This window comes from Ornithinibacillus gellani (assembly GCF_003730295.1).
GTDB lineage: Bacteria > Bacillota > Bacilli > Bacillales > Amphibacillaceae > Ornithinibacillus_A > Ornithinibacillus_A gellani.
Genome location: NZ_QTSZ01000017.1, coordinates 307349 through 322710, shown reverse-complemented (window position 1 = coordinate 322710; position 15362 = coordinate 307349). Strand labels below are relative to the sequence as shown.

General features: G+C 38.4%; 12 protein-coding genes. 6 read left to right on the top strand and 6 right to left on the bottom strand.

Annotated elements, in window-relative coordinates; genetic code table 11:
• Window positions 1-104: 104 nt before the first annotated feature.
• The 5 genes from uraA to ppc all read right to left on the bottom strand — a co-directional run bounded on the left by uraA (window position 105) and on the right by ppc (window position 7193).
• Window positions 105-1394 carry a uracil permease gene (gene uraA, locus DX933_RS05695; RefSeq protein WP_123315512.1) on the bottom strand — a complete coding sequence of 430 codons (1290 nt, stop codon included), beginning with the start codon at window positions 1392-1394 and terminating at the stop codon, window positions 105-107.
• A 282-nt stretch (window positions 1395-1676) separates the two neighbouring features.
• Window positions 1677-3272, bottom strand: coding sequence for an amidohydrolase (locus tag DX933_RS05690; RefSeq protein WP_123315511.1), 1596 nt, complete (start codon window positions 3270-3272; stop codon window positions 1677-1679).
• 38 nt (window positions 3273-3310) lie between these two features.
• Window positions 3311-3805 (bottom strand): AMP-binding enzyme, encoded by a 495-nt coding sequence (locus DX933_RS05685; protein ID WP_123315510.1) that lies wholly within the window; start codon window positions 3803-3805, stop codon window positions 3311-3313.
• A 207-nt stretch (window positions 3806-4012) separates the two neighbouring features.
• Window positions 4013-4360: an ASCH domain-containing protein gene (locus DX933_RS05680; protein WP_123315509.1), complete on the bottom strand. Its 348-nt coding sequence runs from the start codon at window positions 4358-4360 to the stop codon at window positions 4013-4015.
• An 85-nt stretch (window positions 4361-4445) separates the two neighbouring features.
• Window positions 4446-7193 (bottom strand): phosphoenolpyruvate carboxylase, encoded by a 2748-nt coding sequence (gene ppc / locus DX933_RS05675; protein WP_123315508.1) that lies wholly within the window; start codon window positions 7191-7193, stop codon window positions 4446-4448.
• Between the two features lie 487 nt (window positions 7194-7680).
• Here ppc and DX933_RS05670 point away from each other — a divergent pair, with 487 nt between their 5' ends.
• The 4 genes from DX933_RS05670 (at window position 7681) to DX933_RS05655 (ending at window position 11642) form a co-directional block, all read left to right on the top strand.
• A complete protein-coding gene (locus DX933_RS05670) occupies window positions 7681-8892 on the top strand; it encodes an NAD(P)/FAD-dependent oxidoreductase (RefSeq protein ID WP_123315507.1) in 1212 nt (403 codons plus the stop codon).
• Window positions 8893-9256: 364 nt separating this feature from the next.
• On the top strand, window positions 9257-9508 hold the full coding sequence (locus DX933_RS05665) for a hypothetical protein (RefSeq protein ID WP_123315506.1): 252 nt from the start codon (window positions 9257-9259) through the stop codon (window positions 9506-9508).
• A gap of 55 nt (window positions 9509-9563) precedes the next feature.
• Window positions 9564-10427 carry a VanW family protein gene (locus DX933_RS05660; RefSeq protein WP_123315629.1) on the top strand — a complete coding sequence of 288 codons (864 nt, stop codon included), beginning with the start codon at window positions 9564-9566 and terminating at the stop codon, window positions 10425-10427.
• A gap of 90 nt (window positions 10428-10517) precedes the next feature.
• On the top strand, window positions 10518-11642 hold the full coding sequence (locus DX933_RS05655) for a tetratricopeptide repeat protein (RefSeq protein WP_190279424.1): 1125 nt from the start codon (window positions 10518-10520) through the stop codon (window positions 11640-11642).
• Window positions 11643-11811: 169 nt separating this feature from the next.
• Here the strand turns inward: DX933_RS05655 and DX933_RS05650 are convergent, their stop codons facing one another.
• Entirely contained in the window at window positions 11812-12345 is a 534-nt protein-coding gene (locus DX933_RS05650; RefSeq protein ID WP_123315504.1) for a YceI family protein, read from the bottom strand.
• A gap of 172 nt (window positions 12346-12517) precedes the next feature.
• Between DX933_RS05650 and DX933_RS05645 the strand changes: the two genes are divergently transcribed.
• Window positions 12518-13369, top strand: coding sequence for an N-acetylmuramoyl-L-alanine amidase family protein (locus DX933_RS05645; protein ID WP_190279423.1), 852 nt, complete (start codon window positions 12518-12520; stop codon window positions 13367-13369).
• Between the two features lie 140 nt (window positions 13370-13509).
• Window positions 13510-15297, top strand: coding sequence for a M3 family oligoendopeptidase (locus DX933_RS05640; protein ID WP_123315502.1), 1788 nt, complete (start codon window positions 13510-13512; stop codon window positions 15295-15297).
• The last annotated feature ends 65 nt before the right edge of the window (window positions 15298-15362 follow it).

Genomic DNA, 15362 nt, shown 5'->3' with positions numbered 1-15362 from the left:
CGAACTCCTTTTGAAAGAGAAATCACGAACCCATGTCAACCATAGCTTAAACATTTTTTTCCGTCAATTTAAATAGAGATGGCTAATCGCCATCTCTATAAGTTTTAAGATTCATTGGAAAGGTGTAGAATATCAAGCAGCTTGAAAAATAGTCCAAGACCGATTGCAACGATTGTAGCTAAGCCCATCCCTTTTAATGCAACATCACCAATTTGAATTGTTGCGCCACTAATACCAACAATGAGCACAACACAGGTTAGGATTAAATTTTGAGAACGACTATAGTCTATTTTTGCTTCTACAAGCATTCGAATCCCACTTGCTGCAATAATCCCGAATAATAACATGGAGATACCGCCCATGACTGGTTGCGGGATGGAAGAAATAAGGGTTGAAAGCTTTCCGAAAAAAGAGAGCATTATAGCAAGTACCGCTGCCATTCCGATAATCCAGGTAGAATATACTCTGGTAATTGCTAGCACACCTATATTTTCTCCATAGGTAGTGTTAGGTGTTGAGCCGAGGAAGCTAGAAATAATAGTTGAGATCCCATTTCCCATAAAGGATCGGTCTAAACCAGGATCCTTCGTTAAATCCTTGCGTACGATATTTCCTGTTACAAATAAATGCCCAATATGCTCTGGCAATAGGACAAGTGCTGCAGGTAATATGACAAGAATAGCAGACCAATCAAATTTGATTTGATAAAATTCAGGTGCAACGAGCCAGGATGCTTCTTTAACATCATTAAAATTAACAATTCCAAAAAAGTACGCAATAATATAACCTGCGATAATTCCGATAAGAATTGGAATGATTTTTAAAAATCCACGTAAGGTAACCCAACAAATGATGGTAATGACAAGGGTTAAGAGAGCAACAAGTGCAGCCTTAGGATCCATAGTCCAAAGTTCAGGATCTACGTCATCTGGTGGTATCCAACCAGCCATTTCAGCAGCGACAGGAGCTAGCTCCAGACCGATAACTGCAACAATAGCTCCCATTGCAGCAGGTGGAAAAATTACATCAATCCAGCCAGTGCCGGCAATCTTAATGAGGAACCCAACAATGGTCAACACGACACCTACTGCTAAAAAACCTCCGAGGGCATAGCTATAGCCATCTGCCTGACCATATTTGTCCAGTACAACAAAAACAGGAGATATAAATGCAAAACTAGAACCTAGATAGGCAGGGATTTTACCTTTTGTAATAAATAGATAGAGTAGGGTTCCAAAACCGTTCATCAGTAGGATAGTAGCCGGATTGATTCCAAATAAAACTGGAACAAGTACGGTGGATCCGAACATTGCAAATAAGTGCTGTAGGCCAAGTGGTAAACTTTTAAGTAGGGGTAATCGTTCATCCACTTGTATTTCATCATATTTTGCCATTAATATTCCTTCTTTCTTTTTAGTATGAACGGCAAACCAAACTGCAAATAAAAAACACCTCGTGTATATACAAGGTGTTAGGACATGAAGAGCCAATCATAGGTCATTTTTAGCACTACCATGTCTATTTTTACCTTGCCAGTCTCTCAGGACTGAGTTAAAGGTTACCGTATCAAGTTATCTAGATAATTATGACAAGTAATATCGTAAATGTCAACGACTTTAGCATGCAAGGAAAGAATAATCCACTCTTTACTGGTTACATCCTTTAATGGTTAATACTTAACGTTGGTATACAATTTCTCCTCCATTAATTGTCATATCAATGTTTGTTTCGAGTAGTTCATCTGGTTCTTTCATCGCAAATGGATGATTGGAATAAACCGTCATATCTGCTAATTTACCTCTTGCAATGGTACCTTTTATTTGTTCTTCATTTGTAGGGTAGGCACCCATTACGGTAAATAGCCTGAATGCTTCCGTCATGGATAGCTTTTGATCCGGAACATACCCTTGATGGTGCTCATCCGGCTTTTTACGGGTTACAGCTGCATGAATCCCGAGTAGTGGATCAATAGGTTCAACGGGTGAATCAGAACCGCCTGCGCAAATCACGCCAGCTTCCAATAGTTTCTTCCATGCATAAGCATATTCCAATCTCTCTTCTCCTATTCTTTCTATCACCCAAGGAAAATCACTTGCAAGAAATCGTGGCTGAATATCAACAATTCTATGTGGAACAGCCAGTCGCTTGAGCAAATCTTTTCGAATGATGGATGCATGTATCAATCGATCCCGGTAAGGTGCAGCAGGAAAACGGTCAAGAATATCGAGCACATTTTCCAGCGCTTTGTCACCAATGGCATGAACCGCAACTGGCATATCCATCTTCCTTGCTTGGCTAACAATATCATAGAGTGTTGCTTGATCATACATGGCATCACCATAAGTCTCCGGTGCGTCTTGGTAGGGAGTGGATAATAAAGCAGTTCTTCTTCCCATTGCACCATCTGCAAATATTTTTATTGCGCCAATTTGCAGGCGTTCATTCCCGTAGCCAGCATACATAGAACGTTCCCGTAAATCATCTAGAAATATGTGATCCATCAATAAATTGCAACGAAGTCCCATTTTTTCCTCATTGATTAATCCGTGATATATATGATAAGTCCGATCTACACCACCAAGATTGACTGGATCATTGGTATGAATACTGGTGATACCTTTTTCCTGTACATAACGCACCGCTTTTTTCATGGCATCGTACATATCCATATAGGATGTTTCCGGAATATGGGCAGTGATTAAATCTGCTGCTGTTTCCAATAGTAATCCATTAGGTTTATTCGTTTGACGGTCTAGGACAACCGTTCCCCCTTCCGGAACAGTTATATTGGGATGATAATGGGCAATTTCTAATGCTTTCGTATTTACTATTGCAGCATGTCCGCATATTCTTGGTATATATAGTGGTATATGCGGGGAAGCCTGATCCAGCTCTTCGATGGTTGGTATGCTACCATCTGTAAAGAGGTTTTCATCCCAGCCGCGGCCGATCAGCCATTCTCCTTTATGAAGTTCGGAAGCACGATGACGGATTGCTGCAAGCATGTCCTGTTTGGAAGTAAGTCCAGTTACATCTAAGTGAATAAAGTTTTTTGCGATGCCTGATAGATGCATATGGCTGTCTGTTAATCCGGGTGTCACTGTTTTACCTTCTAAGTCAATGGTTACACTGGAAGAATTACTCCACTGCAGGAGCATATCTGCAGTGGAGCCAATATCAACAAAACGCCCATTTTCAGTTACTACCGCTTCAGCTAATGGCCGCAAGTCATTAAATGTATGGATGAATCCATTCATAAAAATTTTGCGCATGTACATCCTCCTAATCCCATTACGAAATCTTTATTCATTTAATACATTTCTTGAAGCTTTTGTTTTAAAATTTTCCCACTGGATGTTCTTGGTAGTTCCGCTAAATATGTAATATGAATTTCTGGAATAGGATACATCAGCTTTGAATTTATAAATGCAGTGAGTTCTGCTTCATTGGTTAATGACTGATTCTGTGGAACAATGAAAAGATATATTTGTTCTCCCAATTGAGGGTCTGGTTCAATGAGTGCAGATGCCTCCAGAACAGCAGGGTGTTCGGAAATGGTGAATTCCAATTCCATTGCTGTGATAGAATCATTTGGTTTGTCAGTCTGCGGTACAGATTGAATTTTTCCGTCTGGATTTATTACTCCTTTGTCCCCAGTGTATAACCATCCGTCTTCGGTTGTTTTTTCAAAGCTTTGGTCTGGCAAAAGCGTGTTTCCTTTTACTACGATTTCTCCAATCTCTTTACCATTTCTTGCAACGTCCTGGCCATTGTCATCAATTACACGAATTTGTATATCTGACATACATCAAACCGCCTTTCGACATCATGAACAATTATTCAAGTATTTTAAATTATAACATAAAATTGATTGAAAGCGCTCGCACTTGATTGTAATTTAATTTAAATGATCAGAAATGGATTTGAAAAACAGGTTTATGTGTAATCTAAAGAAAAAAAGTGTCCCTGCTCAACAGAACAGGAACACTTTCGATACGCCCATTGGTAGGGCTTATTCATTTACACGCTTATATTCATGTACACAAACTTGCATTTGTGGAACCCATGGCATATTTGGATGGATGGATAGAATGGCATTTTTATAATCTTCTAAGTTTGCATAGCCTTCTTGCTTGGCGTCCTCATCAGATAATTCACCGAGCTTCTGCTTGTAAATCGAATGTACGACAAATTCTTGTTCATCTAACCACATCGTCTCACCAATATCAGCATAGCGGCCATTCCTTCTGGTTTGCGTTTTCTTCCCGCTTAAAACTTTTTCAACGTCTGCAGGTATGGTGACCAGCTTTTCAATGGTACATGTTTTCTTAGGTAACTTGACGTTTCTATCCTCACTCAATTTTATCAGCCTTTCCCATTGTGATTATCAATATATTATACCAACGTAGTCGTAGCATGGCTATACGATGTTGGGTACGAATGAATCAACCTGTATTTACAAGTCCGGCGGCAATACCATTAATGGTTAATAATACTTCCGTAATTAACTCATCTGATGGTGTCTCTGTTTCTCGCAGTTGGTGAAGTAGATCAACCTGGAAAAAATTTAATGGATCGACATACGGATTACGCAGTCGCACAGAATCCTGAATGTTAGGTGTGTGCGATAGTAATTCCTCATTACCAGAAATCTTCAGGAGCGCTTCACGTGTCCGGTAGTATTCATCAGATATATTACCATAAATTCGTTCCGCAATGGTTGGATCTTTAACTAAACTTAAATATTCTTTTGCTGCAGGCATATCCGCCTTCATTAAAGCCATTTGTAAATTGTTAATCGTTGATCGGAAGAAGGACCATTCCTGATACATATTTTGTAACAAAGAAAGGTTGCTTTCATCCTGATCCATAAAAGCTTGTAAGCCGGTACCAGCAGCATACCACGCAGGAATCATATGTCTGGATTGTGTCCATGCAAATACCCAAGGGATGGCTCGTAAGTCTTCAAATTGTTGACTGTTCTTCCGGCTCATTGGTCGAGAACCAATATTCAATGCTCCAATTTCCTTCAATGGAGTTGCCTGATGGAAATAGGTTAAGAAATCTCCATCTCCAAATACCAATGATTGATATTTTTCCAAGGAATGTTCAGAGATGGTCTCCATGGCAGCTTCCCATGCTGATTTTCGGAATTCCACTTGTTCTGATTTACTGCGTACCTTCGTACAGGAAACAAATAAGGCAGACGCTGCTTGCTCTAAATTACGATAGGCGATGTCTTCTAGTAAATATCGGGAGGATAGTACCTCACCTTGTTCAGTTATTTTTACACCATCCCCTAAGGTTTCTACGGGCTGGGATAGGATACTTGTGTATAAAGATCCGCCACCACGTCCAAGAGAACCACCGCGACCATGGAAATATTTCAAGCGAACATCGAATTTTCTAGCCATATCATGAATTTCTTGCTGTGCCTTAAAGAGCTTCCAGTTGGCACTTAGTGTTCCACCGTCTTTACTTCCATCAGAATATCCTAACATAATTTCTTGTTGGAAATGCTTGGCTTTCAATTGATGATGATAAACATCTAATTCAAATAAAGTTTGCATAATCTCAGGTCCAGCTATTAGGTCATCAATTGTTTCGAGAAGTGGTGCAATATGTAAATCACTTTCCACACTGCCATCTGGATGGAGGCGATAAATTCCTGCCTCTTTCGCTAGTAATAACACTTCAAGCAGGTCGCTTGGAGATTGAGTCATACTAATTAAATATACTTCAATTGACCTTGTCCCAAACTCTTGATGTGCTTGCCTAATCATTTGGAAAACCTTCAGCATGGCTTGAGTCTCTTTAGAGTAACCTTCCTCCAGTAAAAGTAGCGGTCTAGGATCCTGTAAAGCATTACGTAAAACTTCTATTTTTTCAGCTTCTGGAAGTCCTGCGTAATTATCGGTTACACGGACCATCTGGAGTATTTCCTGAACAGCTGCTTCATGTTCACCACTATGGTTACGAATATCCAAGGTCGCCAAATGGAAACCAAATAATTGAACCTGGCGAATCAGTTTACGGATTGTTTTTAGTTTCTTTTCGGCTGGCTGATGGGCCTCTGCACAATCTTTGATTTCAATCAGATCTTTTTCCAAATCTTGCGCCCACTCGTAACCAATGTCTGATTTGCCTGTTTCACGAAGTCTCTTTAAGATGATAGCAAATTTACGACGGAACACCTCAGATTGAATAGGCCAGCGTTCAGACTTATCTAAATACTTTTGTTCTTGTTCCACTGTATGTTTAATAAACTGTTCGTCAATAGTGATCCGTTCAGTGGATTGACTAAAACGTTTCATCAACTCAACAATGGATGCATCATATTTTTTAATTATTAATGCACGCTGTTTTTGTAATGTCTTCCATGTAATTTCAGGTGTCACGTTTGGATTCCCATCTCTATCCCCGCCAATCCAGGAACCAAAGTATAGGAAATTAGGCACATCCCATTTAAATCCAGGGAGTTGCGTTTCTAATTGCCATTCCAATTCTTGATGGATGGCAGGAAGGGTTTCGAATAAAGTCTGATCAAAATAATATAGACCATTTTTCACTTCGTCCATCACACGTGGTTTACGATGCCGTAGCTCATCAGTATGCCAAAGGGCAGTAATTTCATTATATAAGCTTTCTTTTAGTGAAGCTCTTTCATTCGATGAAATCATTGGAAAGTCCAATTGTTGCAATATCAGTGAAATCCTTTTTTGAATTTCTAATACCGTACGCTTTGTTGCTTCGGTTGGATGTGCAGTCATGATTAATTCTATGGATAAATCATGAAGTACTTCTTGAATTTCTTCATTAGGTAATGGCGCATCCTTTATTTGTGATACAGCATGCTCTAATGAAAATGGTTGACAGGTTTCATTATGGAGTAGATACTGCTTTCTTCTCCGGATTCTGTGGTTTTGTTCTGCGATATTAATGAGGTGGAAATAAATAGAAAAAGCGCGAATCACTTGCTGACGCATTGGCGGCTTTAATTCTTTTATTTCTTGTTTCAAAATATGATAGGTATTCTCTTGATATTCATTACGAATACTTTTTGTTTTTTCTCTGATGGATTCTACTTGATTCAATAATTCGGTTCCGCCATGTAAAACTAATATATCACCCAGTATATTACCGAGTGTTTTGACGTCACTTCGAAGTTGGACATTATGATCCACTGTACTCATGTTTGGTCTTCCTCCTTTTCCAAATGCAACAAAAAACATGACGTATCGTGTTCGGATACGATTTCTTCACACGCAAATTTAATAAATGAAGAGTAATCAAATATTAACGTAAATTTCTGAAACTATCAATCAGTTTGACTGTTGATGAAGGGGAAAGAATTGAAATATACACTGTCTAAAGCATGATGTAATAGGAATGAAACAGTTGTTTTCCATTAGAAATACAGGTCAAAATGTCTAGTTTTAAAGGCATGAAAAATGGCTACCATGTCATGCATGCAAATATTCCTTTAAAAAATGCTATTTTTGCCGGAAGATGAGCGGTCTATATTAGCGTATTCAAAAAAACTTTGCTATGATAGTAGTGGTTATTTTAATACATTTTCGAATTGAAGTAGGATAATCACAAAATGGTAAAATGGGGTAGATGCTTCCTAGGCAGAAGCGCGTCATTCTACCTATAGTAAAAAAGGATGGTGGATGTTTCATGAATTCTAGTAAGCCAAAAATTGTTGTTTTGGGGGCCGGCTATGCTGGTATGATGACAACAAGAAAACTAACTCAGCTGCTTCGCCCAGAAGAGGCTGAAATTGTGCTGGTTAATAAGCATAATTACCACTATGAAACAACTTGGTTACATGAAGTAGCCGCAGGAACAATTAATCATAACCAGGCTCGTGTCATGTTGAGTGATGTGTTTAGTCCAAATCGAGTACGCTTAATATATGATTCTGTTGTTGAAGTGAAGAAAGAGGAAAATCTTGTTGTTCTAGAAAACAGCGATATTGAATATGATTACCTTGTTGTTGCACTTGGTTTTGAAACCAATACATTTGGAATCAAGGGTATGAAGGAAAATGCATTTTTCATACAAGATATAGACACCTGTCAACTTATTCGTGATCATATCGAATATCAGTTTGCTCGATATAAGAATAGTGAGGACAAAGATGATGATAGCCTTACGATCCTTGTTGGTGGTGCAGGCTTTACCGGTATCGAATTGGTTGGTGAGCTAGTAGAAAAAGTACCACAGCTATGCAAAAAGTACGATATCGATCGCAACAAAGCTAGAATTGTCAATGTTGAGGCAGCACCAACTATTCTTCCAGGATTTGACGAAGACCTTGTTGATTATGCGAAGCGTTCATTAGAAGCTCGTGGAGTCGAATTTCGCTTAGATGCAAAGATCCAAGAATGTACGGAAGATGCTTTTGTAATTGGTGAAGACCGTGAAGAAATTAAAGCAGGTACAATTGTTTGGACAGGCGGTGTTACAGGAAATAGCGTTCTTGGTAAGTCCGGTTTTGAATTAACAAGAGGTAAGGTAACTGTAAATGGAGATCTTCGTGCACCAGGAGAAGAAAATATTTTCATTCTTGGTGATTGTGCATGGGTTATGAATGAGAAAGAAGGCCGTCCATTCCCACCTACCGCACAAGCAGCAATCCAACACGCAGGAACCTGTGCTGGAAATATTAAAGCATTGTTACGTCATGAACCATTGACTAATTTTGTGTTTGATGACAAAGGAACTGTTGCATCACTTGGCGTTACTGATGGAATGGGTACCGTTTTTGGCAAGAAACTTTATGGTAAGCCGGCAGCTGCAATGAAAAAAGTAGTTGACAATCGTTCTCTATTCTTGCTTGGTGGCGTAAAATTGTTATTGAAAAAAGGAAAAGTACGTCCGTTTTAATATCCAGATACTAAAGAATTAATTTGTAATGTAATAAGGAGGAAGCGTGTATGAAAAAGGGTTTGTTTTATTTTCTTGTAAGCCTCATCTCCCTAATTGGATATGTCTGTGTTAGCCGTAAATTGGAAGATACAAGGGATTTCCGTTAATTAAATAAACTTAAAGAAAAAGAGCCAGTCATTTTGATCGGCTCTTTTTTATTATCGCAAAAGTAATTTTTTAATATACCGAATGCTTTGTAAAACAGTGATACATGTCACATGGTGTTTGAGCTATTTATAGTATGGTAATAGTAGAAAGTAGGGAATCATTTATTACTTACTTATTACGTATGGATAATAGTGACCATGGAAGGGGAAATATCATGAATATGACATTTTTGTTAACCATCTCAGCTATTCTAGTAGCGATAGCACTTGTGTGGACGTTGGTAATATTTAAACAAGAAGAAAATAAAATGAAAAAATACGAAGAAGAAGGGGATAGTTTAGAGGATCAAATGAAACGCTCCCAGGAATATGAAACGAAATCATTACGTTCGGATATCCCATTGCAATTGATTATATATGCTATCTTTACTGTCGTTTCTTTAATCATTATTTTAATATTTATCTAACATACATGAAAAAAGGGCACCGAAGGATAATAAAGACAGGAGGTGCTCTTTTTTGATGCGACGAATGATTTTTTTATTATTATTATCCCTTATACTTCCCGTATCGATTGCACAGGCGAAGCCGCTAATTTTGAAATATGATGATAAAAGTGAAACCATTATGTACCAACATTTTTCACTTCCATATGTAGACCCAATATTTATGGACATGAAAAAATGGCAAGAGCTTATCAATCATCTTGGAACCATTGTGTATGAAAAGCCGAAAAATGCTTATTTAGATGAAAACGGCAAAATTGTAGAAGCTGTTCCTGGAAAACAAGTGGACCGTCATGCTTTGTCTTTATTATTACTAAGCTATTATTACGAAGGGAAAACAACCGCTGATTCCATACCGGTCAAGCCAATTTATCCAGCTGTTGATAGTGAATTACTATCTGAAATAAGTGTGAAACAATTAAATGCTTTTGTGACCTATTATCGTGAAAGTAATCAGGAGCGTTCTCATAACATTGATCTTGCAGCAAAAGCCATTAATAATCATGTTGTTTTTCCAGGGGAAACATTCTCTTTTAATAAGGTTGTTGGAGAGCGAACAAAGCAACGGGGTTATAAACGTGCACCGGTGATTGTGAAAGGGGAGCTGTCAGAGGATATTGGTGGTGGAATATGTCAAGTATCGTCAACCCTTTTTAACGCGGTAAATCTAGTGGGAATTCAAATAATGGAGCGGTACTCCCATAGTAGAAGTGTACCTTATGTACCAAGTGGAAAGGATGCAGCGGTAAGTTGGTGGGGACCAGATTTTGTGTTTAAGAATACATATCATATGCCTATTCTTATCCGGTCTAAGGCAATCAAAGGTAAAATGATCATTCAAATTTTGTCATCGGACGCAATAGAAAACACGGAATCATAAGGAAGAATAAAATAGATGAAAGGTTGTCCTTTTGAATTGCTCCCGTTATTGATAAACTAGACAATAGGTAATAGAATGGGGGACGGGAAAATGGCAGATCTACGTATATTAGATTTAGACGAAAAGCTGGAACAGTTATGGGATGACAATAACAAAGAAAAACTGCATGTTATTATGGAAGAATTTAAACGTCGACATTATCCGAACGTTCTATCCAAAATGGAGCAAGTAAAAGAAGTATCACCGGATCATCCGCAGTTGCACCGTTTGTTAATGATCATTGCTGCAGTATGCCATGCGCAAATGAATGAGTTAAAAACCGCTACAATATTAATTAATCAATTATATGAGCAGCCTGATGCACATGACAGTGATGAATTACTTATTCTGGGTGAATTAGCTTATATGACTGATTTCAAGCTAGCTAGAAGAATTCTATCGGAGGCCATCCGGCGACTAGATGAGGAGCAGTATACGGGTGCAGAACAATATGCACGGGGATATATTGCGCTCGCTGGTGCAGAAGAACAATTACAAAAATACATTCGATCCATTAAATATTATAAACAAGCACTTGCTTATCATGAGAAGCAAGATACAGACGATATACAGATGCGGGTACACCTGTTATTTAAAATTGGTTCCTTGTCTGTAGAAGTCGGGAAGCTTGAAGAAGCTGTTGAATATTTAAATCAATCCATTGAGCTTGCTGGCGAGGAACTATTGGATGTAAAAATAAATGGTCTTGTACAGACAGCGAAAGTATATGGATCTCTTCAAAAAAGTGAGCTGGTCCATACGTATTTAAAGGAAGCATTGGGAAGGATAGGAGAATCAACTTTGGAAGGAACCCGTACACATGCAGAAGCATTGGTTGAAATGGGTTATTTATATTTTGAAACGCCTTCCTATGATGAGGCTGTACCTTATTATCAGGAAGCCATACAGATATTTAATCAAATACATCACCCGTCGTCACGTGAAATGGGCATGATTCAAATGCAATACGCATTTTGTTTAGCAAATATGGAGCGGCCGCGTCATGCAGAGGCTACCAAGCAATTCGAAGTTGCCATACAATGGCTGGAACGCACGAATAATCGACAGCTATTGGAAAATGCATTAATTGATGTCATTGACTATTTTGAACGCAAAAAGGACCAAAAAAACAAGCGTATATATGAACAAAAATTAGTGAAACTCGTAAATGGATAAATGATTTGTTCTTGGTTGAAGTAGTACCGTGGAATGCGCGGCAGATTTTTGCGTGACGAAGTTAATGAGGTAAAATGAAAAGGAGTTCCAGTAAAAATTAATTTACTGAAGCTCCTTTTGTGTTTCAGAGAGTTTTATTTATCCCTGACTCTTTCTTTTTAGAAGTATATTATGATTGTTTATGTGCTTCTATCTCAATGTTAATGTTGATATCCTCACCAACTAATACGCCACCTGTTTCTAGTGTTGCATTCCAAGTTAGTCCAAATTCTTTTCGGTTTAACTTTCCGTGTCCACTGAATCCAGCTACTTCATTTCCCCAAGGATCTTTATGCTGTCCTTCAAACGTCATGTTAAAGGTTACAGGTTTAGTTGTGCCACGAATAGTCATATCTCCAGTAACATCATATTCATTTTCAGATGTCTTTTGAATATCTGTAGCTTTAAAGTTCATTTGTGGGTGATTTTCGACATCAAAGAAATCAGCTGAGCGTAGATGGTCATCACGATCTTTTTTACGTGTATCAATGCTGCCTAAATCAACAGTGAATTCAATTTCTGCATCTGTTAAATCCTGTGGGTCAGCTAGTATATTCGCTTCGAAGTCGTTAAATACACCTTTCACTCGAGAAATCATCATATGCTTTACAGAAAACTCCAACATACTATGTCCTGCATCTACTGTCCATTTCACTTTACTCATTTGTTTATCCCTCCATAGATTATGAAAAATATATAGCTTACTTAATGTAACTAAGTATAAAATAATAAATTAACATTGTCAAGAAGACGGTGAATATATATTACCCATTTTGCTACCAATCATAACTTTTTTTCGATTGTATGTATGACAAATAAATGGGGAGGTAAGTGGATTGAAACCATTATTAATAATTGATGCTGGTCATGGTGGGGCAGATTCAGGGGGAGGAAGTAATCACCTTTGGAAGGAGAAGGATATGTGTTTGGGTATATCACGTTATCAATTTGAACGATGTAAACAATTAGGAATTTCTGCAGCGCTGACCCGATATGAGGATGAGACCATTTCTTCAGGAAACCGTGCAAAATTAGTTCGTGATAGCGGTGCACAATTTTGTCTATCAAATCATATCAATGCAGGTGGGGGGGACGGTGCAGAAATCATTCACTCCATACATGGGGGAAAAGAGCTGGCTGACATCATTGCGGTTGAAATCAAACGTACAGGACAAAACGTGCGCAGAACATTCACAAGAACCCTTCCAGACATTCAAAGTTTAGATTATTATTTTATGCATCGTCTGACGGGGAACGTTCGAACGCTTATTATTGAATATGGATTTGCTGATTCACCACTGGATGATGTCGCGCAGTTAAAGGATAATCACCTACAATATGCAGAGGCGGTTATACGAGGTTTTTGTCTTTTTATGAAGCATCCGTATGAGATGCCCAAATCCTCTGTGAAAAAGGAAGCTTCATTATTAGAAGTTTTGGATTCAGAGAGATCTGAAATAAAGTCTTTTCTTCATCTACCAAGACATGTCCTTCGCTGGCGCGTCTATCCACCAAATAAACAACCTGTGAAAGGAAATGAAATTGGCTTTCTCCGTCCCGGCAAATTTGGTGGTCTTCAATATCAAATTATCGATAAAACGCTGCCACATGTATATATCATTCATACAAGAGATTTCGGCAGGGTACAAATTTATGCGCACCCAAATACAGGCGCAACTTTTCATTGAAATTTGCGATATTTAGTTCATTGTTTTCAAACAGATTATATTTTATTCTGACTTGTTCTATATTTCCCAACCTTGTACAATTGTAATCCATTGGTGAACCGTTATAATGAGGATAAACGATTGAATTGGAGGATAATGGCATGAATGAAATTGCATATAATCCTGTGTGGGATTTGGAAAGTATTTTTCCGGGCGGAAGTGAGTCAGAGCAATTTGAAGCACACTTAAAGAGGGTTCGAGCAGGAATGGAGAAGTTAGAGAAAATGAACGGTGAGTTCGAACCTTTATGTGTGCGAAGTCAGACGGATCAATTCATTACGATTATTAATCAGCTTGAAGAAACGATGAAACAGCTTAGAGATGCTTTTGCATATATTAGCTGCTTAAGTGCCCAAAATGTACATGATACATATGCAAAGGTTTTGGTAAGTAAAAGAAGTGAATTAAAGGCAAAAATGGATGGTGTACAAACTAATTTTAAACAGAAATTAGCAGCAATATCAAAGGAAGATTGGGATTATTTAATGGCTGAGCCTTCATTGAAGGAATTAGCATTTGTCTTGACAGAGCAACGTAATAAGGTCCATGAACTACTAGATATGGAACAGGAAATGTTATTAAATGATCTAGCGGTAGATGGCTACCATGCCTGGGGTCAAATGTATGATGCCATAGTGGGGAGTATGACAGTACGTGTGGAAGAAGCAGAAGAGGTAAAAACCTATTCTGTTGGTCAAGCATCGAATAAGTTGAGTAGCCCTGATCGGAATGTACGGCAGCATGTTGCAAAACAATTGGAGAAATCATGGACTGAGCATGCAGACTTTTTTTCACAGACACTAAATCATCTAGCCGGCTTCAGATTGCAAACCTATAAGCATCGGGGCTGGGATTCAGTACTAAAAGAACCGTTGGCTATCAATCGTATGGAACAGGAAACATTAGATGCCATGTGGAGTGTGATTTCTAATCATAAAAAACCATTTATGCAGTTTCTTCAGCGAAAAGCGGAGTTACTTGGCTTAGAAAAACTTAGTATGTATGACATTGGGGCTCCGATATCGAAAGAGGCAAAAACAGTTGATTATACGGAAGGTGCTCAATTCATTATGAGTCATTTTCGTAAATTCAGTCCGAAAATGGCAGACTTTGCAAAGATGGCATTTGAGAATAGATGGATTGAAGCGGAAGACCGTGCTGGGAAACGGCCTGGAGGCTTTTGCACAAGTTTTCCAAATGCCGAGCAAACTCGAATATTTATGACCTATTCCGGTACCACTTCAAATATTGCAACCTTGGCACATGAATTAGGTCATGCTTATCATCAGCATGTAATGAATGATGTTCATGGACTGAATCAAGGCTATGCCATGAATGTTGCTGAAACAGCTTCCACATTTGCAGAAACCATTGTTGCAAATGCTTCCATACAGCTCGCCAATACGAAGGAAGAGAAACAGACCTTATTGGAGGATAAAATCCAGCGTAGCATTGCTTTCTTTATGAATATTCATGCACGTTTCTTGTTTGAACAGCGGTTTTATGAAGAAAGAAAAAAAGGTATGGTTCCTGTCGATAGATTAAATAAACTGATGGTTGAAGCTCAAAAAGAAGCTTATTGTGATGCGCTTCAGGAATATGATGCGCACTTCTGGTCATCTAAACTTCATTTTCATATTACGGGTGTCCCATTTTATAATTTCCCTTACACATTTGGGTACTTATTTAGTCAAGGAATCTATGCCTATGCACTTCAACAAGAAGGCAGCTTTGAAGACAAATATATTGCTTTACTAAGAGATACAGGGAGTATGACTGTCGAAGCGTTGGCAAAGAAACATCTACAAGTAGATCTAACAAAGCAAGCATTTTGGGAAAACGCAATTTCTGTTTGCGTGAATGACGTAGAGGAGTTTTTGGCATTGTAAAAGTTGCTGACAATATATAGAGTCCGAACTAGATTGCAAGAATGATAGCAGCACCAAGTGAACTA

Coding starts and splice junctions, on each gene's coding strand:
- uraA (WP_123315512.1), bottom strand. CDS start 1,394: ATGGCAAAATATGATGAAATACAAGTGGATGAACGATTACCCCTACTT.
- DX933_RS05690 (WP_123315511.1), bottom strand. CDS start 3,272: ATGCGCAAAATTTTTATGAATGGATTCATCCATACATTTAATGACTTG.
- DX933_RS05685 (WP_123315510.1), bottom strand. CDS start 3,805: ATGTCAGATATACAAATTCGTGTAATTGATGACAATGGCCAGGACGTT.
- ppc (WP_123315508.1), bottom strand. CDS start 7,193: ATGAGTACAGTGGATCATAATGTCCAACTTCGAAGTGACGTCAAAACA.
- DX933_RS05670 (WP_123315507.1), top strand. CDS start 7,681: ATGAATTCTAGTAAGCCAAAAATTGTTGTTTTGGGGGCCGGCTATGCT.
- DX933_RS05665 (WP_123315506.1), top strand. CDS start 9,257: ATGAATATGACATTTTTGTTAACCATCTCAGCTATTCTAGTAGCGATA.
- DX933_RS05660 (WP_123315629.1), top strand. CDS start 9,564: ATGCGACGAATGATTTTTTTATTATTATTATCCCTTATACTTCCCGTA.
- DX933_RS05655 (WP_190279424.1), top strand. CDS start 10,518: ATGGCAGATCTACGTATATTAGATTTAGACGAAAAGCTGGAACAGTTA.
- DX933_RS05650 (WP_123315504.1), bottom strand. CDS start 12,345: ATGAGTAAAGTGAAATGGACAGTAGATGCAGGACATAGTATGTTGGAG.
- DX933_RS05640 (WP_123315502.1), top strand. CDS start 13,510: ATGAATGAAATTGCATATAATCCTGTGTGGGATTTGGAAAGTATTTTT.